Consider the following 25,909-nt stretch of genomic DNA (forward strand, 5'->3'; position numbering starts at 1 on the left):
AAAAGCCCCACTGTAGCAAACAGTGGGGCTTTTTTTGGCGCCAAGGTTGCCGCTAGCCAAGGGGGCAGCGTTGCACAACGCTGTTTCTCGCCATTAAAAAGGCTCGTTCCTAGGAGCGCTGGACCGCCGCGTTGACCGAGTGAGTAAGCCAGTGCCTTCCCGCCCCAACGACGATTAAAAACGACCGGGCCATTATTCCTCTTTCCGCAGTTGAATAGAGGCTTTCCTCCTTTTAGTCAATTTCATTATTAAAGCCAATATAATCTAAGCACAATCAAAAGATGTGAATAAGCTGGGCTTTAAACCTTCAATATTTTCATAATTCTTATAAAATAATACAATAATTATTTCTAATCAATTTGTATTTTAAATATTGCATTCTACCTCTCAATAGGCAAAAATCCAATTTATACGGCATGATTCTGTTTATAATTAAATTTATTCGCTATTATTGCATTACGGAAAAGTTCAAAATCTGGAATTACGTCCTCATCGTAAGTTTTATAGCTCTTTAGAACACACAGAACTTACGTGCTAATAAATTTTTCTTTATTAAGTACAATATTTTTTGAAGTCATCACCACCATTGTCAGGTTATGCCTGCGCTCGGGCAGGCTGGACTTCGCTCGTGCACAACTTTTAACTTTTGAACGGAGCGTGCAACAGCTCTTCTCTGCAACGCATTTTATACTCTCTGCCTACCCTATTCCATGAAGACAACCTTACGCTTGTGGGCGCTCCTGCCAGTTTTGGTCCTGCTGGGACTACCAGCTACCAGTTGGGCGCAAACCTGTAATCAGGTAAGCAGAATAAACTACACCACCGCTCCAACGGGCGACCGGCGAACGGCGACCGAACAAGTAAGCGGCACCACGTACACGGCCAGCGGCTACACCCCGACCACGGCGGCCGGGCCGGCCAACTTGTTTGCTGTGGACACCGATGCTGCCTTCTACGCGCAGGTGCTGGACTGGGAGCAGGACAACACGGGCCGCAACCCCGCCACCTTGCCCAACGTGTCCACCGTTACGTTCACGTTTTCGCGCCCGGTTAGCAATTTCTCGATTACGGTAACGGACATCGACCGTAACACGACAACTGCGGGCACTTACACGGACCGCGTGACCTTTGATGGCTACGCGGCCGGCTCGTCTTCTCCGCTGACGCTGACAACTGCCAACGTGGCGGCCGGCAACACCAACCAGTTTGTGGGCAGCGGCAGCACCGCCACGGCCGGCACTGCCCCGGCCTTCAAGTCCAATGCGGTAACGGGCAATGCCGACAGCCCCGCCAACGCGGCTTCTAACGTGACGGCAACTTTTCCCACGCCCATTCAAAAGCTGGTGGTGACGTATGAAAACGTTGCCCCTTACGTGAATGCCACCACCTCCCGCCTTCAGGCCATTGGCATCACGCAGATGTCGTGGTGCGCCCAGGCGGACATTCAGACCGTGCTGACGGGCCCTACCCGCGCGCAGGCCACCAAAACAGTGGCGCTGAGCGTGGCGACGACCAACAACGGCCCTGACCTAGTGGCGAGCATAACGCCTACCGTGCAGCTGCCCGCCAACCTGAGCAACGTAACCGGCGGCACCTACACCGCCAGCACGGGCTTGCTCGTGCTGCCCGTGCTGGCCAACCTGGCCTCCGGCGCCTCCGTGGCCCAGGCCATCTCCTACACCATGCCGGCGACGGGGTCGGTGGCGGCAACTTCGGCTTTCACTTCGACCGCCAACGACTTGGTTTCGACCAACAATACCTCGACGCTTACCACCGCCCAAAACCGGCCCCCCGTCGCCAGCGACGTGACCAACTCGCCGGGTATTTTGAGCAGCACTACCAGCCAGACCACGATTGCTTCGCTTAACGCGAGCGACCCGGACGCCGTCGCGGGCAATACGACGATTACTTCGTTTACCATCGTTTCGCTGCCCACCCCGGCCCAAGGCACGCTTTATGTCAACAGCGTGGCTGCCACGGCCGGGCAGGTTATCACGGTACCTGGCACGGCCACGCCCGGCAACCCGGGGTATCAACTCTCGTTTGTGCCCAACGGCACCTTCGGCGGCTCGGCGGCTTTCACCTACAAAGCCACCGACGACGTCGGCGTCAGCTCGAACACGGCCAACTACAGCATTCCGGTAACGGCGGGGGCCGACCTGGCGACGGTGGTCAACGGCTCGACCACCGGCGTGGAGGGGCAGTCGAAAAGTTACAGCGCCACCACTACCAACAACGGACCGGCCACGGCCACCAATGTGGTGCAAACCTTGCTTTTATCCAACAAGCCGGCGTTCAGCACCGTCACGGTTGCCAACGGCGGCTACGACCCGGCCACCGGTCTGGTCACGTTCAACCCCACGGCGGCACTGGCCAGCGGGGCCCAAGTGGTTAACACCGTCACCGTAGTGGTGCAGGCAACGCCGGCCACGTTCAACGTGACGGCGGCTAACACGAGCAACACCGCCGACCCCACCCCGGCTAACAACAACGGTACGGCCGCGGCGGCGACGGTGGCCGTGTCCATCTCGCCCATTGGGCCGGCCGGGACGGCGGGGCCCTGCGCCACGCCTGGCCGCGACGGTTCGCCCACGGCCCTGGCCGCCAACCCCAACACTTACTATTCGGGAGGGGTGGCCGCATCGGCCACTACCACGGTGGCCCAAACGGTGCTGGCTGGTGCTAAGACGTTGAACGTGGCCGCGGCCACGGGCACCACCCTCACCCCGATTGCCCCCGGCGACCTGCTGTTGGTCATTCAAATGCAGGGCGCGGACATCAACGTGACCAACACCGACGCTTACGGCGACGGGGTTCCCGGCGGCTTTGCCACCAACAATTTGAACAACAGCAATTTCACGGCAGGCCAATACGAATACGTGGTCGTGGCGCCGAACGGAGGCGTTACGACCGCTGGTGGCACGCTCACGTTCACAACGGGGCTGAAAAATGGCTATCAAAACGCCGATTACGCCGCGGCCAGCGGTGCAGGCCAGCGGCGCTTCCAAATTGTGCGCATTCCGCAGTACGCCAACCTGACTCTGGGGGCCAACCTGGTACCCACAGCCTGGGACGGCAACAGCGGCGGCATAATCGTGCTTGATGTAGCGGGCAAACTGGCGTTTAACGGCTTCAAAATCGACGCGTCGGGCGCCGGTTTCCGGGGCGGGGCCGGCCGCATGCTGGCCGGCGACAAAACCGCGCCGACCACCCTCACCGCCACCGACTACCGGGCCCTGGCCACGCTCAACGCCAACGGTATGAAAGGTGAAGGCGTGGCGGGTACGCCGCGCTACGTGAACACCGGCACGGGCGTGTTTGACACCGGCTTTGAAGGCTACGGCAGCGGCAGCGCCGGGCGCGGGGGCCCCGGCAACGGGGGCGGCGGCGGCACCGACGCCAACCCTACCTCCAACGACCAGAACACGGGCGGTGGCGGCGGCGGCAACGGCTCGCGCGGCGGCCGTGGCGGCAACTCCTGGAGCGGCAACGCGGCCGTGGGCGGGGAGACCGGCGGCGCGTTCAACCCGCCCAGCAGCAGCCGCTTGATACTGGGCGGCGGCGGCGGCGCGGGCAGCAGCAACAACGACGGCGGCGGGGCCGGCTACGCCAGCAGCGGCGCGGCCGGCGGGGGCATCGTGCTGGTGCGCACCGGCTCGGTGAGTGGTTTCGCCTCCGTGCTGGCCAACGGCGGCAGCGCCAGCAATGCGGTGCTCAACGACGGCAGCGGCGGCGGCGGCGCCGGTGGCTCCATCCTCTTCACGGCTAACAACACGACCAGCCTAGGTACCCTCACCCTGGCCGCCAACGGCGGCAGCGGCGGCACCAACACCGGGAACGGCCAGGCCCACGGCCCCGGCGGCGGCGGCGGCGGCGGCATCGTCCTCTCCAACGCCGTGCCGGCCGGCGCCGCCGTGGCCGGCGGCGCCAACGGCCTGACGGCGGGCAACATCGCATACGGCGCCAGCGCGGGCCTGCCCGGCATCGCTAACACGCGAATCAGCAACAGCATCGCCAACAGTGTGGCGGGCATCAATTGCAGCGTGGACGTGGTTGCCACCCTCACGGCGCCGGCTTCGGCGGTGGCCGCCCAGTCGGTGAACCTGACGGCGACGTTCGCCAACAACGGCGGCCAGGACGCCAGCACCGTCACGCGCCAGGTAGTGCTGTCGTCGGGCAGCGCTAACGACCCGGTAACCAGCGTGTCGGCCCCGGGCAGCACCAGCATCAGCACCGACGGGACCACCGGCAACGTGACCATTACCTACCCAGCCTTGGCCACCCTGGCCGCCGGCGCGAGCAATTCGCTTGGCATCACGTACACGGCCCCCGGCACGGCGGCCGTGGCGGCCACCGCCACGGTGGCGACGGCTTCGGCGGAACCCGTCACGAGCAACAACACCAGCACGGCTTCGACGGCCATCACGGGCTTTGCCGACGTTACTTCGGCCGTCTCGGGCCTGGCTAGCTCCATCACCGGGCGCCCCACGGGCACGTACTCGGTTGCATTTGCCAACAACGGGCCAGCGGCCGCGGCCAACGTGACGCGCACCGTGCAGCTGCCCAGCGGCGTGAGCCTAACGGCAGCCCAGCTGAAGGTCGTCACCGACCAGGGCGGCACGTACAACAGCAGCACCAACGTGCTTGATTTCGGCACGTTGGCCACGCTTAATACCCGGGGCGCTAGCATATTCCAATTCAGTTACACGGCCCCTGATGCGGGTGGCAATGAATCAATTGTGAGCACCGTTACCACGACCACGGCCCAGGATGCGAGCGGCACCAAGGGCGTAGCCCCCGACGTGTTCACGCTGGCGGTGGCGAACAATTCCGCCGCCGACGTGGCGACCAACGGCATCACGCTGTCGGCCACCACCGCCACACCGGGCCAGCAGGTTTCTTTCACCGCCAACTTTCTCAACAACGGCCCGGGCGATGCCGTCAACGCCGTTCGATTCGTTCAGTTGAACGCCGGCCTGCAAGGCGTTACGGTTTCCAACGGAGGGACTTACGACAGCGGAACGGGCCTGGTGACGTACGCCGTGGTACCGTCGCTGACCGCCGGCGCTACGGCGCCTTCCACCATCACGTTCCTGGCCCCGGCCGTGGGCCCCGTGGTAATCAACGCCAGCATCACCACGACGGGGGGCCCTGGTTCGGGCGTCTCTTCGGGCATCTTCGGCAACAACGCCGCCACTGCCCGCGTCGACGTGACCCCGGTGGCCGATGTGGCCACCGGGGTCACGGGCCCCGTTTCGGTTGTGGCAGGCAACTTGGCTACTTTCTCCGTCACGACGAGCAACAACGGGCCCTCGGGCGCGGCCGGCGTGGTGCAAACCGTGCAGCTTCCGGCCCAGCTGGCGGGTGTGTTCGCCTCCAAGGGCGGCCTGTACGACGCCGCCAGCGGGGTCGTCACGTTCCCAGCCGCGGCCGTGCTTTCCAACGGGGCCGTGCTCGTCAACACCGTCAGTTTCGTGGCGCCGGCCGCCAATTTCACGGTTTCGGCCGCGGTGGCCACCACTACGGCCGAAGCCAGCGGCACAACGGCGAATAACACCGCGGCCGCGGCCGCTACGGTCGTCGCCCCGGCCACTGCCAACTTGGCCAACTTGTTCAGCACCTTATCGAGTTCGGCCCGAAACGTGGCACCGGGCGCCCCGGAAACTTTCACCGTTGGCACGGGCAACAACGGGCCCCAGGCGGCTACCAATGTGGTGCAGCAACTGCAGCTGCCCACCGGCCTTAGCGGCGTGGTGGCGTCGAACAGTGGCTCGTACAACTCGGTAACCGGCGTGGTTACTTTTCCGGCCTTGGCCAGCCTAACGAGCGGCACCTCGGTGGTCAATACGGTCACCTTCAATGTGCCGGCTACGGGCCCGGTGGTGGCCTCGGCCACGGTGAGTTCGGACACTTCGGACCCCGTGCCGGCCGACAACCGGATTACCCGCGTGGTGGACCTCACCCAAGTGGCCGACGTGGCGACGACGCTGGTGGGCCCCGCGGCTGCCTCGGCCACGGAGGTGATGAATTTCTTCGTCAACACGATCAACAACGGCCCCGTGCCCGCGACCAATGTGGTGCAGACCGTGGCCATCCCGGCCGGCTTGGCGCCGGCGGATGTGACGGTGCCAGCGGGCGTTTACGACCCCGCCACGGGCCTCATTACGTTCCCCGCCGTGGCCAGCCTGGGCGTGGGCGAGGTCAGGACCTACACGTATGCCTACACCGCGCCCGCGTTTAAATCGACGGACAGCAGCGCACCAAAAACCATCATCAACCAAGCCGTGGTTACTACCTCGACCCCTGACGGCCTCACGGCCAACAACACGGCTTCGGTGGCCACGGCGGTGAAGTGGAACTCGGATGTATCCGTGGCAGTGGATGGGCCCACCGCAGCGGTGGTGGGCAACCTAGTCGTCTTCTCAGTGGCGTTTACGAACAACGGCCCGGCACCGGCCGCTACCGTTGTGCCCAGCGTGCGCATTGCTACGGGCCTGAGCGGCGTGGTGGCGTCGGGCGGGGGTACCTACGACGCCTCGACGGGCATCGTCACCTTCCCCACCATCTCAAACCAAGCCGTGGGCGTGAGCGGCACCGTGACCAACGTCATCTCCTTGCCAACGCCCGACCGCCCCATCATCGGGGTGGGGGCCGTCGCCGACGTATCGACGACGACCAACGACTTCCTCCTGGGCAACAACGCAGCCACAATCGTCATCCCCGTAAGTGCCATTACGGCCACGCAAGTGGACTTAACCACGGTCATCACATCAAGTGTAGCTTCGCAGCAGGCCAATAAGCCGGTTACGCTAACGGTGACGGCGAGCAACGTAGGTACCGTCGCTTCGGCCATGCGGCAACGGGTAATTCTACCGGCCGGGCTGAGCAGTGTCACGGCTTATAACCCCGACGGCACGGCCATTCCGAACGGGCGGGATCCCAACACCGGCCTGTATCTGGGCTACAACCCGGCGAGCGGCATGGTGACCTTTCCACCGGTGGCCAGCCAAGCGCCGGGCACCAGCAACATCTACAGCATTGTGGTGGCCGACCCCGGCAACGACCCGCTGGTGGCCACGGCCTACGTAAACGGCCCGTACAGCGACCCGGCACCGGCCAACAACCAGCAGACCGTCAACGTGACCATTGTGCCGGCAGTGGACGTGGCCACGAATGTGAGCGGGCCGGCCACCATGCTGCCCGGGGCCCGGGCCACCTACCAGGTGGTAACCATCAACAACGGCCCCTCGCCGGCCAGCACCGTGGTGCAAACCGTGCAGCTGCCAACCAGCCTGACCGGGGTTGCCGTAACGGGCGGCGGTACGTACGACCCGGCTTCGGGCAAGGTAACGTTTCCGACCATTGCCACGCAGGTAGTGGGCGCCGCGGGCGAGGTAACGAACTCGGTGTCCTTCACCTTTCCCACTACTACCTACACGGTGGTGGGCACCGTGAGCACCACCACCACGGAAATTGCCAACGGCGCGAACAACAACACCTCGAGCCAGGCCACAACGCTCGCCAACCTGGTGCCGCTGGCCAACACCCGGGTGAACACCCTGCAAAGCCCGATGGGCAACACGGCCGCTGCCACAAGCATCTCGTCGCTGATTGGGTTTGACCCAGACGGGTCCCCAGGGTCGTTCACCATCACGTCTTTGCCAGCGGCGGCGGCCGGCGTGCTTTCGCTGAACGGTACGCCCGTGGGTACCAACCAGGTGGTCTCGCTCGCCGACGTCGCTAACCTAACTTTTGCCCCCGCGGCTACCTTCGTCGGCAACGCCTCCTTCAACTACCTCACCACCGATAATCAGGGTGCGGTTTCCGCACCGGGCATATACACCATCGCCATTGGGCAGGACAACGCCTCCGTGTTCACTGGTACGCCCGTGAAAGGCGGCACTGCCAACCAGTACCAGAACGGCGACATCATTGCCAACGCGTTTGACGCCAACGGCGGAACCTACACCGCCGCGGCCGCCGTGGCCGACAACGGGCTGCGCACCAGCAGCGTGAGCAGCGGCGCGCTGCCCGCGGGCCTCCAGATGAACCCCGTCACCGGCCAGATCAGCGTGCTCGACCGCACCCTGCTGATGGCCGGCACCTACCCGGTTACCATCACCACCGTTGATGCCAACGGCGGCATAACTACCCAGGTGGTGCCGGTGCAAATCGGTGCGAACCCCTTGCCGGTTGTGCTGACCAGCTTCACGGCCAACGCCACGGGCCCCGACGCGCAGCTAAAGTGGGCCACGGCCCAGGAGCAAGACAACGCTGGCTTCCAAGTCGAGCGCTCCTTCGACGGCGCCCGCTTCGAGCCCCTTGGCTTCGTGGCCGGGGCGGGTACCAGCTCCCAGCCCAGCGGCTACGCCTTCGTCGACGCCGGCGTGGGCCGGCAGCACCCGGGCACGGTCTACTACCGCTTGCAGCAGCTCGACCGCTTCGGCAAAGCCAGCAGTAGCCCCGTTCGGACCGTCGCGTTTGCCCAAGCCCAGGCCCAGGCCCCTAGCGTGACGCTCTACCCCAACCCGGCCGATGCGTACGCCACGCTGGACCTGACCAACCTGCCCGCCGCCACCTACCAAGTGGGCATAATTGACATAACCGGCCGCACCGTGCAGTCCGAGGAGCTGGCCGGGGGCCTGGTCCACACCCTCTCGCTGGACGCCCTCGCCAGCGGCTCCTACGTAGTCGTCATCCGCCACGGCAACCTGAAAATTGTTCAGCATTTGATTAAACGTTAGCGGACGGGTTGCGCCAGCAAAGCGCGCCGATTGGGGCGCAACGCAAAAAAGCCCCTCCACTTGGCGGGGCTTTTTTGCGGGCCTACGCGGCGGGGCAGGTCCACTGCCCGCCGGGCCCCAGCATACTATTCACCGCTGAAACTCTTCTGAATCATCGCCATAAAGTCACCTTCGGGCATTTGCGCTTTGGTCGACAACAGGCCCTGCGCGTCGGCCCCGGCGATGTAGCGCAGCTGCGCCGTGCCGTCGGTAGCAGCGGCGTAGATGACGTCGGCAATCTGCTCGGCGGTGGAAGCCGCGCCTCTGCGCTCGCCAAAGGCTTTCAGCACGTTGCGAACCTGGCCGACGTAAGGGGCTTGGTCATCGGCGGGGTCGATGGTCATTTGGAGGGAACGGGTCCCAAAATCGGTGGCGACGCCGCCCGGGGCCACCACTTTCACGCGGATGCCAAACGGGGCCAGCTCGTACCACAGCGACTCGGAAAAGCCATCGAGCCCAAACTTAGTGGCGTGGTAAAGCGAGTTCATGGGAAAAGCCGTGCGCCCGCCCACCGACGTGATGTTGACGATAACGCCCGATTGCTGGGCCCGCAGCAAGGGCAGCGCCGCCCGCGTCACGGCGAATACCCCGAACACATTGGTGGCGAACTGCTGCTGAATCTGCTCGTCGGTGGCGGCCTCAAAGGGCCCCACCAAGCCGTAGCCCGCGTTGTTGATGAGCACGTCGAGCCCGCCAAAGTCGGCGTGGGCCTGCGCGATGGCGCGCGGCGCCGCGGCGGCATCGGTCACGTCGAGGGCGTAGACGCGCACGTTGGGCAAGTCGCCGAACTTGGCGTCGGCGGGATTGCGCATGGTGGCGGCCACCTGCCAGCCGTGCCGGGCAAACAGGCGCACGGTGGCCGCGCCAATGCCGGTGGAAGTACCGGTGATGAAAACGGTTTGGGGCATAATGGGAAGGAATTTACACACCGGGCCAGCGGGGCCCGGCTGGTTGCCAGACGTGCGGCGGGGGCGAATATTTTCTTGCGCTGCGAAGACTTACAGCCTCAGGCCGGCTCAGTGGTTGCCTGCAAATAAGCCGCCGGTACTTCATCGGTCAGCCAAACTCCGTTATCGGCTTGGTAAAATAGGGCCCTGGCGCGGTGCATCTCGCCAGCCGCCACGGCAAATACCACCGGTTGGCCGTGCCGGCTGCCCACGGCGCGGGCCGTCGCCACGTCGGTACTTAAATGCACGTGGTGGCGGGCCATTTTCCGTAGTCCTTCGGCTTGGATAATGGCTTGGTAACGAACCGACGTGCCGTGGTAAAGTATTTCGGGTGGCGGTGCCGGCACATAGCACAGCTCCACGGCTACCGAGTGGCCCTGGCTGGCGCGAACCTGAGTGCGGTCGTTGTTGAACTTGAACCGCTGCTTAGGACTGGTTTCAACAGTGTGCTCCAACTGCTCGAAGCTGAGCGGCTGGCCGTGGGCCCCCCACCGCTACATCGGTCCATCCTTGTTCGTCCAACGCAATACCAATTTGCGCGGGCTCGTGGCGCAAAACCAAGCTCAGCAATTTGCTGGCACGGATGGTTTCTTTTTCGGAAAGCATGGCTATAAAAATCCTTGTTCAATGTGCAAAGCCGCGGTTAGTAATGGTCACAGCAGGCAATGACTACAATGGTTTCACTCGTCACCTTGTACACAAGACGGTGCTCATCATTCAAGCGGCGCGACCAAAAGCCGGCCAAGTCACCTTTCAGCGGCTCCGGTTTGCCGATTCCGGCAAAGGGTGTTCAGCACACCTCATCTAGCAAGCGCACCAAGCGTTGGAACAGCTTTTTATCCACCGTCGCCCAATCAGTAAATTGTTCGAATGCGGTGGGTGTATTGCAGGTTTCTCACTGCGCCCGGTAGTCGTTCAGGTTCACCGAAATCAGGGGCCCACTTTCTGCTTCTTGCATCGACTTAAACAGCGCGGCCTTGCGGTTGGCATCGCTCAATAAATACTCTGTCGCATCAACCTCGTTGGCCACGCTGATGACAATATCTTTACCGACGAACAGCTTCTTCAGCGCCTCCAAAAAATTGGCATCCAGATCGTTGGCATTGAGGTGAAAAGTCGTTTCCATGCGGATAGCAGCTGTTAATTCGGGCTTAAGTATACCAATTTAGTTGTTTCGGTTGGGACAATGGTTAGGGCTTGCTTTTTCACCCTACACCACCTGCCCCACCCCGAATAGCACCGTGAACACCAGCGTGCTCAGGGCCATTTGCTTGAGCAGCGGGTCGATTTGCAGCGACTCCTGGCGCTGCCACACTTGCAGGGCGTTGAAGAGCAGCAGCGGCGCGGCCAGCACAAACAGCCACTGCCAGGGCGAGTGGTAGGTGAGGGCCACGAACACCGTGGCGCAGCCCAGCCCGAACAGCACCAGCAGCCAGTGGTAGCGCCGGGCGTGCCGGGGCCCCAGCCGCACGGGAATCGTGATTTTGCCGGCCAGCACATCGGACTTGATGTCGCGGATGTTGTTGACGTTCAGCACCGCCGTGGCGAAGCAGCCCAGCGCGGCGGCGGGCAGCAGCACGGCCAGCGGCAGGGCCCCGGCTTGCAGAAAGTAGGTGCCGCACACGCCCACGATGCCAAAAAACAGGAACACCGAAATATCGCCCAGGCCCGCGTAGCCGTAGGGCCGGCTGCCCGCGGTGTAGTTCACCGCCGCCCAAATGGCGGCTAGGCCCAGCGCCAGGAAGCCCACAAACAGGCCCAGGCCCGCCGCGCCCAGTGTTCGCCCGAAGGCCACCCACAGCAGCAGCAAGCCGCTGGCCAGCGCCAGGGCCCCGCAGACGTACATGCCGCGCTTCATTTGGGCGGGGGTGATGGCGCCGCTCTGCACGGCGCGCTGGGGCCCCTCGCGGTGCACGCTGTCGGCCCCGTTTTGCGAATCGCCGTAGTCGTTGGCCAGGTTGCTGAGGATTTGCAGCAGCACAGTGGTGAGGGCCGCCAGGGCCACCACCGGGCCGTCGAACAGGCCGGCTGCTTTCGCCAAAAAGCCGCCGGTGAGGATGCTGGCCAGGGCCAAAGGCAAGGTGCGCGGGCGAAACGCGGAAATCCAGGGGGACATTTTTTAAATGAAAAGATGTGCGAAATGTGGAAATGGGAAGACGCAAAAAGCAAAAGAACGTCATGCTGAGCGCAGCCGAAGCATCTCTCCCGCAGCAGTAAATAAATACTTGCGCGGGAGAGATGCTTCGGCTGCGCTCAGCATGACGTTCTTTAACATCCTGCCAGCGGCAAAGCTTACTTGGCCGTGATGTCGGCCACTAGCTCGGGGCTTAGGGGTGTCACTTTCGAGGGGTAGAATTTCATTACGTGGCCCTGGGCATCGACCAGGTACTTGCAGAAATTCCAGCTCGGGGCGTCGCTCACGGCGCCGTTCTTGGTCTTGTCGGCCAGGAACTTGTAGAGCGGGGTGGCGTCGGCGCCCTTCACGGCCACGGTCTGGAACAGGGGGAACGTCACGCCGAAGTTCTTCTCGCAGAACGAGGCCACTTCCGAATCCGACGACAGCTCCTGGTTGAAGCTATTGGACGGGAAGCCGAGCACGGTCACGTCCTTGCCGTACTTCTTCGACAGCTCTTCCAGCTCCTTGTACTGCGGGGTGAAGCCGCACTTGGAGGCGGTGTTCACGATGAGGATTTTCTTGCCTTTGTACTTGCTCAGCTTCACTTCTTTGCCGTCGATGGTTTTGACAGTGAAATCGTACACGGTGGGGGCGGCGGCAGTTTCCATTTTGGGGACGGGAGCGGTGGCGAAGTTCATGGCCGAGAGGCCGGCCACGGCCAGCGTACCCAGGCCCAGCAGGCGCAACAGGGAGTTTTTCATTGGGATGATTTTGAAGGTGTTGGGGTAAAATCTGCCGCTTGAACCGGCGCGGCCGCCGCAAGGTTTCCAGCCCGGTGCTTACGGGCCTACGTAGTGCTCGGATTTAGCCATTTCTCGACCTGCGCCGGGCGGTAGGCGGCCAGTTGGGCCAGCAGGCCGGCGGGGCTGGCGTCTTGCAACAACTGCGCCCGGTTTTCGGCGCGCAGCAGCTGATCGTCGCGCATGCGGTCGAGGGCCAGCAGCAGTTGGTCGTAGTAACCGTCTACGTTCAGCAGGCCCACGGGCTTCTGGTGCAGGCCCAGCTGGCCCCAGGTGAGGACTTCGAACAGCTCCTCCAGGGTGCCGTAGCCGCCGGGCATGGCGATGAAGGCGTCGGCGCGGTCAGCCATCAGCAGCTTGCGCTCGTGCATGGTGCGCACCACGTGCAGCTCGGTGCAGCCCTTGTGGGCCAGCTCCTTATCATCCAGAAAACCCGGAATTACGCCAATCACCCGGCCCCCGGCGGCCAGCACCGCGTCGGCGATGGCGCCCATCAGGCCCACGCGCCCGCCGCCGTACACCAGCGTGAGGCCCTGGGCCACCAGGGCGGCCCCCAGGGCCTGCGCTTGGGCCACGAAGGCAGGGTTGGTTCCAGCACTGGAACCGCAGTAAACGGCGACGCTTTTCATTATTTGTATCTGACCAATAATTAGGGATTTGACATAATACTGATTATCAAATTATGCGAAAGGGACTTTGATATTTCAACCTAAGTTTGGCAATTCCAATGGCGACAGCTCCAAGGAACGTGCTAATTCAGAAAGCCATATTTTTTCTCCTGCCATAGCCCAGTTGTCTGGTCCTGCAAATGCATAAGTTACAGGTAAAACTTCCGGAGCAAATTGTGCACAGATAGCTGCACAAAGTGAGGTAAGGGAGTATTCTTTTCCGTTGAAATGCCATTTAACTCGCGTTTCATCTATTAAATCCGCATATCGTGCATCCTGAGGGACATCTTTCAAAATGCCTCGTGGCAGTCTTATCAATTCCAATACATCACCCGGATTTAGCACTTTGGCTTCTACCAATGTCGGCAGTGACCGTGAACGACGTTTTTGGTCAACAGCTTGTTTTTCGGCTTTTGCCTCCTTTGCCTTTTTCTGCACCATGTAGTCAGCAGAAGATGGCAGAGGGATAACTTGCTCTACTTCCAAAAAACGCTTACCATCAATTTCATATGGCTGAACAGATACGCATCTAATATCAACTTCTCGTTCATTAAGCCATAGAACAGTAGTTGTCATTTCTTTTGAGAAGCTTGGAGCCATTAAAATGATGCGAGGAGTACTAGAAATGTTTACTTCACTTGCTGTTACAGCACCCAAAAAATCGAGTAGTTGTTGCTCAGCATCGTGAGCAGTAATACCTCTTTTAGCAGCTACGGCAGGATTGGCTAATAATTTTTCATACGCCTCTCTGACTTGAGGAAAGTCTACAGTTGAAAGCATTGCTGCATAGCGGAGGGCCTGCAGTTCCATATGACCTCCTTCTTCTATGCGCTTCAACTCGATAACAACAAGGTTGGAATTTCTGTCCAGAGCTAGTAAATCGACTCTTCTACTGCTGTCTTGCCAGTTACTGAATTCTTCAGCAAAGACTAACAAATCTGTTCCAATTGTTTTAGGATTATCACGTAATAAAGCCTGCAAATCTTGGCGCTCCTTCATTCCTAAATCGGAAAAAGTGGTAGCAGCTATAGGCTGTAAATGATTTTCTGATTCAATGCGAAAAAAGGCCATAGAAGTATTAGCATTTTTTTTAAAACCTACATGCGCTCGGGCACCTGGATGCCCAACAGGCCCAGGGCCACTTTGATTTGCGCACCCACGCGGGCCGACAGCGCCACGCGCAGGCTGCGCTTCAGCGTGTCGGTTTCCTGGAAGATGGACACTTCGGCGTAGAAGCGGTTGTAGGCCTTGGCCAGGTCGTAGGCGTACTGGGCCACCACGGCGGGCGAGAGGGTGCGGGCGGCGTCGGCCACCACGGCGGGGTAGCGGGCCAGCTCCTGCACCAGCTCGCGCTCGGTGGGCGCCAGGGCCCCCAGGGCCGCGAAGTCGGCGGTTTCGGTAATGCCCAGCTCGGCGGCCTTGCGGCGGATGGCGGCGATGCGGGCGTAGCTGTACTGAATGAAGGGCCCTGTGTGCCCCTCCAGGCTCACCGATTCTTCGGGGTTGAAGAGCATGCGCTTCTTGGGGTCCACCTTCAGCAGGTAATACTTTAGGGCCCCCAGGCCGAGCAGGTGGTAGAGCTCCTCCAGCTCGGCGTCGGACAGGCCTTCGGTTTTGCCTTTTTCGAGGGTGGCGGCTTTGGCGGCGGCCACTACGTCGCGCACCAGCTCGTCGGCGTCCACCACAGTGCCTTCGCGCGACTTCATCTTGCCCGAGGGCAGGTCCACCATGCCGTAGCTGAGGTGGTGGATGGCCGCGGCGTAGGGCTTGCCCAGCTTGGCCAGCGTGGCTTGCAGCACCTGCATGTGGTAGTTCTGCTCGTCGGCGATGACGTAGATGCTGCTGTCGTAGCCGAAGTCCTGGTACTTGAGCTCGGCCGTGCCCAGGTCCTGGGTGATGTAGACGCTGGTGCCGTCGGCGCGCAGCAACAGCTTCTCGTCGAGGCCCTCGGCTTGCAAATCGACCCAGACCGAGCCGTTCTCTTTGGTGAAGAACACGCCTTTTTGCAGGCCTTCCTCCACCCGCTCCTTGCCCAGCAGGTAGGTGCCCGACTCGTAGTAGAACTTGTCGAAATCGACGCCGATGGTGGCGTAGGTTTCGGTGAAGCCCTCGTACACCCAGCCGTTCATCTGGCGCCAGAGGGCCAGCACGGCCGCGTCGCCGGCTTCCCAGGCTTGCAGCATCTGCTGGGCCTCGGCCATCAGGGGGGCCTGCTTTTTGGCCACTTCGTTGGTCACGCCTTCGGCTTCGAGCTGCCGGATTTCCTCGCGGTAGTGCTTCTCGAACAGCACGTAGTATTTGCCCGCCAGGTGGTCGCCCTTGAGGCCGGCGCTGGCCGGCGTTTCGCCCTGCCCGAAGCGCTGGTAGGCAATCATCGACTTGCAGATGTGGATGCCGCGGTCGTTCACCAGGTTGGCTTTGGTGACGGTGGCACCGGTGGCTTTCAGGATTTCGGCCACCGAGTAGCCCAGGAAGTTGTTGCGCAAGTGCCCCAGGTGCAAGGGCTTGTTGGTGTTGGGCGACGAGTACTCGACCACCACGCGCCGGGGCCCTCCGGTGGGGACCGGGGCCCCGGCCGGCTGCGCTTGCAGCTGGGCAAAGAGCCGCAGCCACTCGGCGTCGGCGATTTCGAGGTTGAGGAAGCCCTTCACCACGTTGAAGCCGCTCACGCGGGGCTCGTTGGCTTGCAGCCACTCGCCCAGGGCGCGGCCGATGGGTTCGGGCCCCTGGCCCAGCGCCTTGGTGAGCGGAAACGTGACGAGGGTGAAGCTGCCGGCAAACTCCTTGCGCGTGGGCTGCAAGGGGAGGCTGGCGAGGGGGATTTCGACGCCGAAAACGGCCCGGGCAGCGGTTTGCAGCGCGGTTTTGAGGTCTTGTTCTAGCTGTTGCACGGGGCAAAGGTACGGGCTGGCCGTAACCCCCTCCCCTCTTTAAACCACCGGGGCCCCAGCTTGCCCGCAACGGCCGCCCACGTCGCGACCCGCAGCCAAAGCGGCCCGGGGCCCCTGCGCTGGTCGAGCGAAACTTGAGCAACTGAGGGCCCTTGTAGTTGCTTGCGGGACTTTCTGATATTTTAAACAATCATATCAGTTTCCTTTGGCCTGAATCATTAGCTACACCTAAGAAGTCTGTTTCTTTGTGTACAACTTTTCTACGGGCTTATGGACTACAGACTAGACTTACTGTCGGAAGACGATTTTGAAAGACTAGTGAATTCTCTTTGCCGTGAGGTGTTGGGTACTGGAGTGGTCAGCTTCTCTAAAGGACGTGATGGAGGCAAGGATGGTCGTTTCGAAGGCACAGCCAACAATTTTCCTTCAAAGTCGTCTTTGTGGAAAGGGAAATTTGTTATTCAAGCCAAACATACTACGGCCATCGAAGCAAGCTGCTCTGAGAATGCCTTTCACGGTAATCAGACAAGTACTATAAATGAAGAAATTAAAAAAATTAAAACACTAATCGACGCTAACGAAATAGATAATTATATATTATTTACCAATAGAAAATTGACTGGTGGAACGGAACAGTCTATAAGAAACCATATACGTCAGGAGACCAGTTTACTAAATATATCTATTATCGGGATTGAAACTATTACCGAGTATCTCAAATCTCACAAGGAAATTCTAAAGCAGTTTAGATTAGATAAATTTATTCTTCCTCTAGATTTTTATGATAGAGACATCAAGGATTTGATAGTAGTACTTACTGGAAGTATTAAGAAAATCACAAATCCGACTATACCCACTGGAGAATCCATTCTTTTTGCTGAAAAAGCAGAGAAAAATAAAATTAATAATCTTGATAAATATTATTACGAGATAATTCGTCGAAACTCTTTAGAGTATTTCGCGCAAATTGACGATTTTTTAGGCGACCCTATTAATATCCAATATGCACTTGCTTATGAAAATTTTGCAGCAGAGCTTGGAAATAAAGTTGAAATACGAAGAGATGATTTTAATAATTTCAAAGAAGTATTCGGATTTTTATACGATAAAATTTTTAATGATAATGAATCAGAATTATCAAAACACAGAGCATTAATTTGGGTGGTTTTACATCATCTTTATTACAACTGCCACATCGGACGAAAACAATGATTTTCCCACATAGATACCTCGATTTAGACAGTTCAGTAGTCAATATTGCCTACATGATACTTAATGAACTCAAAAAAAATAAAATCCTAACATACAATGAACTTCAAGAAAGAATCACTAACAAAACACGAAGCGATATAAGCGAAACTTTTCCTTATGCTTTAAATTTCTTATATTTACTTAGAAAGCTTCACTATTACGGAGGCACTTTAGACGCGTTTGAAATAAATGAAACTCAGCAAGCTCTATTGCAACAAGCCGTTTAAAAATATTGAATTCAACCTTAAAAGGGGCGAAATCAATTTAATTTTAGCTAATGTCAAGGCAAGACATGAGCAAAGGGACACCCATAACTTAGGAAAGAGCACACTTGTTGATCTTATTGATTTTTTACTTCTTAAAAATATAGATAAATCACACTGGTTATTAAATACAAAAAGAGGCGAAAGTTTACTTTTTATCGATTATGAATTTTATCTCGAAATACTATTGAATTCGGGGGAATTTTTAATAATAAAGCGAGCTGTTAACGCTCCGACTAAAATATTTTTCAAACGCTACCAAATCAGAGCAGATGGTTTTCCATTAATTGAAAACTGGGATTATCTAGAAATTCCAATAGAAAAGGCTCAAACTCTTTTAAATGATTTTTTAGATTTTGACTTTTCTAAATCGACTGGGTACCCTTATAGAAAATCAATCAGCTATTGTCTACGTAGCCAAGGTGATTACGATAATATTTTTCAGTTGAAGAAATTTTCTCGTAGCAAAGACAAGGATTGGAAACCGTTCATGTTTAGTCTTCTTGGATTCCAAGGACACGTACTTTTACGCAAATATGAATTAGAGGATGCTATAAAGGAACAAGCAAAAGCTATTAAAGACAAAGAAAAAGATCTAAATATCAACTCTAATGATAAGGATAAAATCGTTGGGCAGATACAACTGAAGGCGCAAGAAGTAAATAAATTATCTAATGATTTGGATGATTTTAATTTCTTTATTAAAGATCAAGAAACTATTTCAACCCTTGTTGAAGAAATCGAAACTGAAATAAGTATTTTTAATAATAAGCTTTATAGAATTGAATTTGATATCAATAAATTAAACAAGTCTATACGTGAGGATTTTTCTTTTGATATCAACAAGGTAAAAGAACTATTTGATGAAGTTAAATTATTACTCCCAGCTGAATTCTTTAGGAGCTATGAAGAATTGAGTGAATTTAATAAGAAAATAACTACAGAGCGTAACAAGGAGATAAAAAAGACCTTAAATGAAAAGGAACTGGAGCAAAGCAGCATTATAAGCCAACTTCAAATACTAAATGAGAAGAAGAGTAATTATACACAATTAATTCACGACACTTCTATTTTCAAGAAGTATAAATTATATCAACAAGATATGCTAAGAGCAGAATCTGAATTGATGTATTTGAAAGCTAAACTTATTGCTTTTGACTTTATAGAGGAAAAGAGCAAAGAAATTGCTTCATTGAAGGAACACGAATTAAAAGAAACGAAATTTGAAATTGAGACTGAATTAAGCAATACTCTTTCAAATACTAAATACTCTTCTATAAGAAGCTCGTTTAGCGAGATTATTTATGACATTTTGCAGGTACCTGCAATTATTTCTATTTCTAAAAATAATAGTGATAATATCGATTTTGCTTACAGTATTGAGAATACAGCTCAACAAAGAGGTTATACATACAACAAATTATTATGCGTAGCCTTTGATTTAGCAATTCTTATTAATTATTCTAATCAATCATATTTTAGATTTGTCTATCACGACGATGCTTTTGGTAATGAAGACAATCGGCTAAAAGTTAGACTTATGGCTACAATCAAAAGATTGTGTCTAAAATATAATATACAGTATATTTTTACTGCTATTCAAGATGATTTACCCAACGCAAATGATTTTAATTTGTCGAAGAATGAGATCATATTAGAGCTGAATGATAAAGATGACAACGGGAAACTTTTCCTTATGTCATTTTAATAGTGCTTTTACGTTTATTAAGAAACGGAAAGCCCCGCCAAGCTACTGGCGGGGCTTTCCGTTTCTTCAGCGGCGGGGGCGGCGGGCTGGGGGCCCCGGGGACCCTATTGTGCCTCGCCTGGGAACACAGCCGCCGCTGCTGGGTGTTAAGAGGATAGCTTTTCATCCTCTTTACAGTTTTCCTATCGTGTCGATATTTCGTTTAGGGGCCCTGGCGCGGCCGGTTGCCAAGTATGGTTTCGTGTGGCTGCTGGCCGGCCTAGTGGTTGCGCCCAGCTGCAAAAGCAGCGAGCCCGAGCCCACCGCCACGGCGCCCGCCGCCACTACCGTGCTGACGGGCAGCACGCTCATCGGCGAGTACAGCGTGGCCACGCTGGCCGGGCGCGTTCAGGCCGTGCCGCTGGTGGGGGCCCTGGCGCGCTACCCCATCCGCGCCTACCGCCTCACCTACCGCACCCACGCGCCCGACGGCCAGGAGATTACCGCCTCCGGGGCGGCGCTGGTGCCGGTGGGCGCGGGCGAGCTACCGGTGCTCAGCTACCAGCACGGCACCATCACGCCGGCCGGCGAGGGCCAGGCCCCCTCCTACTACGCCACGGGCAGCGACGTGTGGTCGGCGGTGTCGGTGCTGGCCTCCACGGGCTACGTGGTGTCGGCGCCCGACTACATTGGCTACGGGGCCTCCAAGGCCCTGCCCCACCCCTACGAGCACGCCGCCTCGCTGGCCTCGGCCTCGGCCGACATGCTGCGCGCCACCCGCGAGTTTTGCCAGCAGCAAGCCGTGGCCATCAACCAGAAAAACTTCCTGCTCGGCTACTCCGAGGGCGGCTACGCCACGATGGCCCTGCACAAGCTGCTGGAAGAAAAATACGCCACCGAACTGCCCGTCACGGCCAGCGCGCCCGGCGCCGGGGCCTACCACAAGTCGGCCTTTGCCCGCTACGTGCTGGGGGCCCAGCAGCCGCTGAGCTTCCTGAGCACCTACGTGTGGGTGCTGCGCACCTACGACCGCATCTACGCCCTGAACCGGCCCTTCGCCTTCTACTACCAGGAGCCCTACGCCACCCAGTTGCAAGCCAACCCGTCTGCCGACGTGCCCACCCAGCAAAGCCAGCTCTTCGCCGATGGTTTCCGCCAGGCCGTGCTGACTAATTCGGACGCCGCCCTCACCGCCGCCGTGGCCGACAACGACATCTACGACTGGAAGCCCCGGGCCCCGCTGGCCCTCTTCCACGGCACCGCCGACGACTACGTGCCCTTCTTCAACTCGCAAGACGCCTACGACGCCATGCAGAAGCGCGGCGCCACCCAAGTGCAGCTGCGCCCCATCCAGGGCGGCAACCACTTCTCGTCGGCCACCACCTACACCCTGGGGGCCTACGCCTTTATCAGCCAATATTGAAAAAATGTGAAAATGAACGGGGATGTGGAGGATGTGAAAATTGCTTTTTAAGCACCTGCGTGGCTAAAGCGTCAATCTTCACATCCGTCGCATTGCCGCTCATTTTCACATTTTCCTTACCGCCGCGCCTCGTCCTCCAGTTTCAGCCGCCGTTCAATGGACTCGGTGGCTTTTTCGAGGATGTTGAAGGCGTTCTTGGCCATGGTGTTGCCGTTGTCCAGGGTGGGATTGATTTCGACCATCTCGAAGCACACCACCCGTTCGTTTTCCAGCAGGTCCTGGCACAGGTTTTCGGCTTCGGAAAGGTAGAGGCCGTCCTCCACGGGCGTGCCGGTGCCGATGCTGAAGCTCGAATCGAGGCTGTCCACGTCGAAGGAGATGTACACCATGTCGCAGGCGCGCAGGTGCTCGTAAATCTCGCGGGCCAGCTGGCGGGAGCCCTTCTCCTTGATTTCGGGCAGCTTGATCCACTTGATGCCCAGCTCCTCTATTAAGGCGTCTTCCTGGGCCTCGGTGTCGCGCACCACCACGTACACCAGGTGCTCGGGGCGCAGCTTGGGGCCCGGCTCGGCCAGGTTCTGGAGGCGGCGCCAGAAAAACTCGGTGTCGGCGTCGGGCTGGTTGCGCTGGTGCTGGCGGTTGTCCTGGCCCAGGGCGGCGGCCAGGGGCATGCCGTGCACGTTGCCGCTGGGCGTGGTGTAGGGCGAGTGCAGGTCGGCGTGGGCATCAATCCAGATGACGCCCAGCGTTTTGTGTGGGTACGCGGCCTTGATGCCGGCAATGGTGGCGTTGGCGCTGGAGTGGTCGCCGGCCAACACCAGCGGAAACTCGCCGAAGCGCAGCGTCTGCTCCACAGCGCTGGCAATGCCCTTCTGCACGGTGTAGATGGCGTCGATGTGCTTGGCCCACCGAAACGGCGTTTTCTCGAACAGCACGTGGTTCAGGTCGGGCACCACCACGGCGTTGTAGCGGCGGAAGTAGTCGGAGCCCTTGTTGAGGCAGGCCACGCGCAGGGCGTCGATGCCCATGCCGGCCCCGCGGGTGCCGGCGCCCAGCTCGGAGTGCACTTCCAATAACTTAATGCGTTTCATCAATCGGTAATTTAAGAAAGCAAAAGGGCCGCACCGGTCCGCCCAGGGCCCCGGGGGCCCCTTGCGGGCGCTGCCTTGCGGCGGGGCAAGCCCCGCCGTAGCCAAGTCGCTGATTCCATCGTTGCCGATGCGCGGGGAACATTTCTTTCCCCGGGCGGTAGTTTTGAGCCGCCGCCGCAAAGGTCGGCATTCCGCGCCGTTTTCCTCCCGCCCCTACTCGATGGACAAGTACCACGACCTGATTTCCCAAACCTTCGATTTTCCCACCGCCGACTTCACGGTTCACAACGACGAGCTCCAGTTCCACGGCATCGACCTGATGGCCCTGGTCGAGAAGTACGGCACACCGCTGCGCCTCACCTACCTGCCCAAAATCAGCTCCCAGATTCAGCGGGCCAAGAAGTGGTTTGCCGACGGCATCGCCGCCACCGGCTACCAGGGCACCTACTCCTACGCCTACTGCACCAAGTCGTCGCACTTCCGCTTCGTGCTAGAAGAGGCCCTGAAAAACGATGTGCACCTCGAAACCTCGTCGTGGTTCGACATCAGCATCATCCGCCACCTCCACGCCGAGGGCAAGGTCGACAAGCAGCACCACATCATTTGCAACGGCTTCAAGCCCGACGAGTACAAGCGCGAAATCACGGCCCTCATCAACGAGGGCTTCGTGAACTGCATGCCCATCCTCGACGCGCCCAACGAGATAGACTACTACGCGCAGCACGTCACCGAGCAGTGCAAAATCGGGATGCGCCTGGCTTCGGATGAGGAGCCGCGCTTCCAGTTCTACACCTCGCGCCTGGGCATCCGCTACGCCGACGCCATCCCGCTCTACGAGCAGCGCCTCAAGGACGACCCGCGCTTCGAGCTGACGATGCTGCACTACTTCATCAGCACCGGCATCAAGGACACTTCCTATTACTGGTCCGAGCTGAGCCGCTTCATCCACAAGTACTGCGAGCTGCGCAAAATCTGCCCCACGCTCACCACCATCGACATCGGCGGGGGCCTGCCCATCCAAACCAGCATCCAGCCCGAGTACGACTACCCCTACATGGTGGCCGAAATCCTGCGCACCGTCCAGCGCATCTGCCGGGAGGAAGGCGTACCCGAGCCCCACATCTTCACCGAGTTCGGCATCTTCACGGTGGGCGAGAGCGGGGCCATGATTTACTCGATTCTGGACGAGAAGCTCCAGAACGACAAGGAGCTGTGGTACATGATTGACGGCTCGTTCATCACCAACCTGCCCGACACCTGGGCCCTGAACCAGCGTTTCATCCTGCTGGCCCTCAACGGCTGGCAGAAGCGGTACCAGCGCATCCAGCTCGGGGGCCTCACCTGCGACTCGCAGGACTACTACAACGCCGAGCAGCACTTGTACCAGGTGTTTTTGCCCGAGCGCAAGCCCACCGACGCGGAGCCGCTCTACATTGGATTTTTCCACACCGGCGCTTACCAGGAAAGCCTGAGCGGCTACGGCGGCATCAAGCACTGCCTCATCCCCGCGCCCCAGCACATCATCCTCGACCGGGGCCCCGACGGCGTGCTCACCGACACCGTTTTTGCGCCTAAACAAGAAGCGGCCAGCATGATGCGTATCTTGGGCTACACTTCGTAAAGGGGCTTTGCACGAAAATTTGCATTTTTCCGTTCGATGGGGGTACGGCTGTTGCGATGGGCGTACTATCTTTGGCCCAACCCCCACTTAGCATTCACCCATTTAGCATTATTTTATGAAAAAGCTTATTCTCCTGGCTGCTGGCGCGGCTACTTTGGGCCTCGGCTCGTGCAGCGGCGGCAAGTGCCCCGCCTACACCAGCACCAAGGCCGCCAACCGCGTATCCTCGCCCGTGATGGCCAGCGCCGCCGCCCCCTCGGCCCGCCAGTAATTTTTCGGGTTGAAAAAGTAGAGAGGCTGGTTCCCACGTGGGGGACTGGCCTTTTTCAGTTTGTAGCGCGGATTCTGCGAGTCCGCGCGTTTCGCTTCGTCCTGCCGTTCACCGTTCAGCGACCGTTCAACCGCGCGGACTCGCAGAGTCCACGCTACAGCCAGACGATTATCGGCAGGACGAAACGAGAGCCGCGGACTACAAAGTCCGCGCTACATCGCCCAGAATGATATCGGTAGCGGCGGCCAAATCGACGGCGTACCGCGTGTGGGCCCCTATTTCGGTGTGGCCTACCAGGATGCCGCGGATACCCAGGCGGGCGCCGGCCTGCATGTCGCGCACCCGGTCGCCCACAATCCAGCACTGGGCGGGGTCGAGGGCAAAGCGGGCCACGGCTTTTTCCAGCATTCCCGAGTCGGGCTTGCGGAAGATGGATTCGCTCACGCTGGGGTGGTTGTCGCTGAAATACAGCGCGTCCAGCACGTTGCCGCAGGCGGCTTGCAGCTGGGCGTGGCGGGCCTGCACGTCGGCCCCGGTGTAGAGGCCCTTGGCGATGCCGGCCTGGTTGGTGACGACAATAAGAAGGTAGCCCGCGGCTTTGAGGCGCGCCAGGGCCCCGGGCACGCCGGGGCTGACCACGAACTGCGCGGCCTGCCACACGTATTCGCCGGTTTCGTTGTTCAGTACGCCGTCGCGGTCGAGGAAAATTGCTTTGTGGAGGCCCGTCATGGGGCAAAGCTACGGGCGGGGCCCGACCTTTGCGGAATGAAAATCGCCCTCCTCGGCGGCGGCCTCGCCGGCCTCACCTGCGCCTGGTACTTGCAGCAAGCCGGCGTCGCCTACGATTTGTTTGAGGCCGACGCGCGGCCCGGCGGCAACCTGCTCAGCCTCCACCCGCCCGAAGGCTACCTGCTCGAAGCGGGCCCCAACTCGCTCCAGCTCAGCCCCGAGCTGGCCGATTTGTTTGACGAGCTGGGCCTCACCGACCAGGTGCAGGACACGGCCGCCGTGGGCCAGCGCCGCTACGTGTTGCGCGGCGGCAGCTACCGCGAGCTGCCCGGCTCGCCGCCGGCGCTGCTCCGCAGCAGTTTTTTCAGCCTGAAAGGCAAGTGGCGGCTGCTGCGCGAATTCCTGAAGCCCACCGGGGCCCCGGACCCCGACGAAACCGTGGCCCAGTTTTTCACCCGGCGCTTCGGTTCGGAAATCGTGGATTACGCCGTGAATCCGTTCGTGGCTGGCATCTACGCCGGCGACCCCGCCCGGTTACTGCTGCGCCACACGTTTCCGCAGCTGGCGGCGCTGGAGCAGGCGCACGGCTCGGTGCTGCGCGGCCTGGCCAAGGCCGGCAAGGGCGTGGGCCGGCGGCGCGTCATCACGCTGCGGGGCGGCGTGCAGGCCCTCACCGATGCGCTGGCCGCCCGCCTCACCCACTACCACCCCGGGGCCCCCGCCACGGCTTTGGCGCGGGCCGCCGATGGCACCTACTCGTTTCAGGCGGATGGCGCGGCGCGGGGGCCTTACACGCACCTCGTGCTGGCGCTGCCGGCCTATGCGGCCGCGCCTTTGCTGGCGGGGCTGTTCCCCAAGGCCGGGGCGGCGCTGGCGGCGGTGCACTACCCGCCTATGGCCGTGGTGTACTCGGCCTACGCCCGGGCCGCCGTAGCGCACCCGCTGGAGGGCTTCGGGGCCCTGCACCCCAAGGCGGAGGGTGCCTACGCGGCTGGCTCGCTCTGGACCAGCAGCCTCTACCCCGGCCGGGTGCCGACGGGGCAAGTGCTGTTCACCACCTTCGTGGGCGGCACCCAGTACGAGGACGCCGCCCAGCAGCCCGAGGCTGATCAGAAAGCCGCTGTGCACACCGAGCTGGCCCGTTTCTACGGCATTGCCGGGGCCCCCACCTGGCAGGGGCGCTACTACTGGCCGCGCAGTATTCCGCAGTTCGATGCAGCCATTGGGCCAGCCCGTGCGTCGGTAGAAGCACTAGGAGCCGACAACATCGTGGCCGTGGCCAACTGGCAGGCCGGCGTGGGCGTGCCCGACGTGGTGCGCCATGCCCGCGCCATGGCCAATACCTTGGCTGCCAATGCCTGACGCAGC

20 protein-coding genes are annotated in these 25,909 nt (G+C 59.2%); 8 read left to right on the forward strand and 12 right to left on the reverse strand.

Annotated elements, in window-relative coordinates; all coding sequences use genetic code 11:
- Positions 1 to 710: 710 nt before the first annotated feature.
- Entirely contained in the window at positions 711 to 8,744 is an 8,034-nt protein-coding gene (locus AXW84_RS26315) for a T9SS type A sorting domain-containing protein (RefSeq protein WP_157887049.1), read from the forward strand.
- Between the two features lie 125 nt (positions 8,745 to 8,869).
- Here the strand turns inward: AXW84_RS26315 and AXW84_RS14820 are convergent, their stop codons facing one another.
- From AXW84_RS14820 to argS, 10 genes are all read right to left on the reverse strand, one after another.
- On the reverse strand, positions 8,870 to 9,691 hold the full coding sequence (locus tag AXW84_RS14820; RefSeq protein WP_068234769.1) for an SDR family oxidoreductase: 822 nt from the start codon (positions 9,689 to 9,691) through the stop codon (positions 8,870 to 8,872).
- A 98-nt stretch (positions 9,692 to 9,789) separates the two neighbouring features.
- Positions 9,790 to 10,185: an RNA 2'-phosphotransferase gene (locus AXW84_RS14825; RefSeq protein ID WP_250636924.1), complete on the reverse strand. Its 396-nt coding sequence runs from the start codon at positions 10,183 to 10,185 to the stop codon at positions 9,790 to 9,792.
- The gene (locus AXW84_RS26560) at positions 10,169 to 10,336 is read right to left on the reverse strand and encodes an RNA 2'-phosphotransferase (protein WP_250636925.1); all 168 of its coding nucleotides are present in this window, start codon (positions 10,334 to 10,336) and stop codon (positions 10,169 to 10,171) included. The genes AXW84_RS14825 and AXW84_RS26560 overlap by 17 nt, the downstream gene beginning before the upstream one ends.
- 37 nt (positions 10,337 to 10,373) lie before the next feature.
- Positions 10,374 to 10,475, reverse strand: a complete 102-nt coding sequence (locus AXW84_RS26425; RefSeq protein WP_335339470.1) for a type II toxin-antitoxin system YoeB family toxin — start codon at positions 10,473 to 10,475, stop codon at positions 10,374 to 10,376.
- A 150-nt stretch (positions 10,476 to 10,625) separates the two neighbouring features.
- The gene (locus AXW84_RS14830; RefSeq protein WP_068234772.1) at positions 10,626 to 10,856 is read right to left on the reverse strand and encodes a hypothetical protein; all 231 of its coding nucleotides are present in this window, start codon (positions 10,854 to 10,856) and stop codon (positions 10,626 to 10,628) included.
- A gap of 84 nt (positions 10,857 to 10,940) precedes the next feature.
- Complete coding sequence (locus tag AXW84_RS14835) at positions 10,941 to 11,846, reverse strand: 1,4-dihydroxy-2-naphthoate polyprenyltransferase (RefSeq protein WP_068234775.1); 906 nt, start codon at positions 11,844 to 11,846, stop codon at positions 10,941 to 10,943.
- A gap of 176 nt (positions 11,847 to 12,022) precedes the next feature.
- Positions 12,023 to 12,607 carry a glutathione peroxidase gene (locus AXW84_RS14840; RefSeq protein WP_068234785.1) on the reverse strand — a complete coding sequence of 195 codons (585 nt, stop codon included), beginning with the start codon at positions 12,605 to 12,607 and terminating at the stop codon, positions 12,023 to 12,025.
- Between the two features lie 86 nt (positions 12,608 to 12,693).
- Entirely contained in the window at positions 12,694 to 13,275 is a 582-nt protein-coding gene (locus tag AXW84_RS14845; RefSeq protein WP_068234787.1) for a TIGR00730 family Rossman fold protein, read from the reverse strand.
- A gap of 75 nt (positions 13,276 to 13,350) precedes the next feature.
- Positions 13,351 to 14,385 (reverse strand): hypothetical protein, encoded by a 1,035-nt coding sequence (locus AXW84_RS25060; RefSeq protein WP_157887050.1) that lies wholly within the window; start codon positions 14,383 to 14,385, stop codon positions 13,351 to 13,353.
- A 26-nt stretch (positions 14,386 to 14,411) separates the two neighbouring features.
- The gene (gene argS / locus AXW84_RS14850; protein WP_068234791.1) at positions 14,412 to 16,205 is read right to left on the reverse strand and encodes an arginine--tRNA ligase; all 1,794 of its coding nucleotides are present in this window, start codon (positions 16,203 to 16,205) and stop codon (positions 14,412 to 14,414) included.
- 270 nt (positions 16,206 to 16,475) lie between these two features.
- Here argS and AXW84_RS23420 point away from each other — a divergent pair, with 270 nt between their 5' ends.
- The 4 genes from AXW84_RS23420 to AXW84_RS14860 all read left to right on the forward strand — a co-directional run bounded on the left by AXW84_RS23420 (position 16,476) and on the right by AXW84_RS14860 (position 20,829).
- Positions 16,476 to 17,417, forward strand: coding sequence for an ABC-three component system protein (locus tag AXW84_RS23420; RefSeq protein WP_071891372.1), 942 nt, complete (start codon positions 16,476 to 16,478; stop codon positions 17,415 to 17,417).
- Positions 17,418 to 17,470: 53 nt separating this feature from the next.
- Entirely contained in the window at positions 17,471 to 17,683 is a 213-nt protein-coding gene (locus AXW84_RS26565; RefSeq protein WP_442905519.1) for a hypothetical protein, read from the forward strand.
- On the forward strand, positions 17,646 to 19,427 hold the full coding sequence (locus AXW84_RS14855; RefSeq protein WP_082773914.1) for a DUF2326 domain-containing protein: 1,782 nt from the start codon (positions 17,646 to 17,648) through the stop codon (positions 19,425 to 19,427). The genes AXW84_RS26565 and AXW84_RS14855 overlap by 38 nt, the downstream gene beginning before the upstream one ends.
- Positions 19,428 to 19,614: 187 nt before the next feature.
- Positions 19,615 to 20,829, forward strand: a complete 1,215-nt coding sequence (locus tag AXW84_RS14860; protein ID WP_236943135.1) for an alpha/beta hydrolase family protein — start codon at positions 19,615 to 19,617, stop codon at positions 20,827 to 20,829.
- A 116-nt stretch (positions 20,830 to 20,945) separates the two neighbouring features.
- Here AXW84_RS14860 and AXW84_RS14865 read toward each other — a convergent pair whose 3' ends face one another.
- Entirely contained in the window at positions 20,946 to 21,920 is a 975-nt protein-coding gene (locus AXW84_RS14865; protein ID WP_082773916.1) for an arginase, read from the reverse strand.
- 220 nt (positions 21,921 to 22,140) lie between these two features.
- Here AXW84_RS14865 and AXW84_RS14870 point away from each other — a divergent pair, with 220 nt between their 5' ends.
- Both AXW84_RS14870 and AXW84_RS25065 read left to right on the forward strand, forming a co-directional pair.
- Positions 22,141 to 23,541 carry an arginine decarboxylase gene (locus AXW84_RS14870; protein ID WP_068234802.1) on the forward strand — a complete coding sequence of 467 codons (1,401 nt, stop codon included), beginning with the start codon at positions 22,141 to 22,143 and terminating at the stop codon, positions 23,539 to 23,541.
- A 115-nt stretch (positions 23,542 to 23,656) separates the two neighbouring features.
- Complete coding sequence (locus tag AXW84_RS25065) at positions 23,657 to 23,812, forward strand: hypothetical protein (RefSeq protein WP_157887051.1); 156 nt, start codon at positions 23,657 to 23,659, stop codon at positions 23,810 to 23,812.
- Positions 23,813 to 24,010: 198 nt separating this feature from the next.
- Here AXW84_RS25065 and AXW84_RS14875 read toward each other — a convergent pair whose 3' ends face one another.
- Positions 24,011 to 24,541 (reverse strand): D-glycero-alpha-D-manno-heptose-1,7-bisphosphate 7-phosphatase, encoded by a 531-nt coding sequence (locus AXW84_RS14875; protein ID WP_068234804.1) that lies wholly within the window; start codon positions 24,539 to 24,541, stop codon positions 24,011 to 24,013.
- A 36-nt stretch (positions 24,542 to 24,577) separates the two neighbouring features.
- On the opposite strand from AXW84_RS14875, the gene hemG reads away from it, so the two are divergent.
- A complete protein-coding gene (gene hemG / locus AXW84_RS14880) occupies positions 24,578 to 25,903 on the forward strand; it encodes a protoporphyrinogen oxidase (RefSeq protein ID WP_068234810.1) in 1,326 nt (441 codons plus the stop codon).
- Positions 25,904 to 25,909: the final 6 nt, after the last annotated feature.

The sequence above is a fragment of the Hymenobacter sp. PAMC 26628 genome, assembly GCF_001562275.1.
Taxonomy (GTDB): Bacteria; Bacteroidota; Bacteroidia; order Cytophagales; family Hymenobacteraceae; genus Hymenobacter.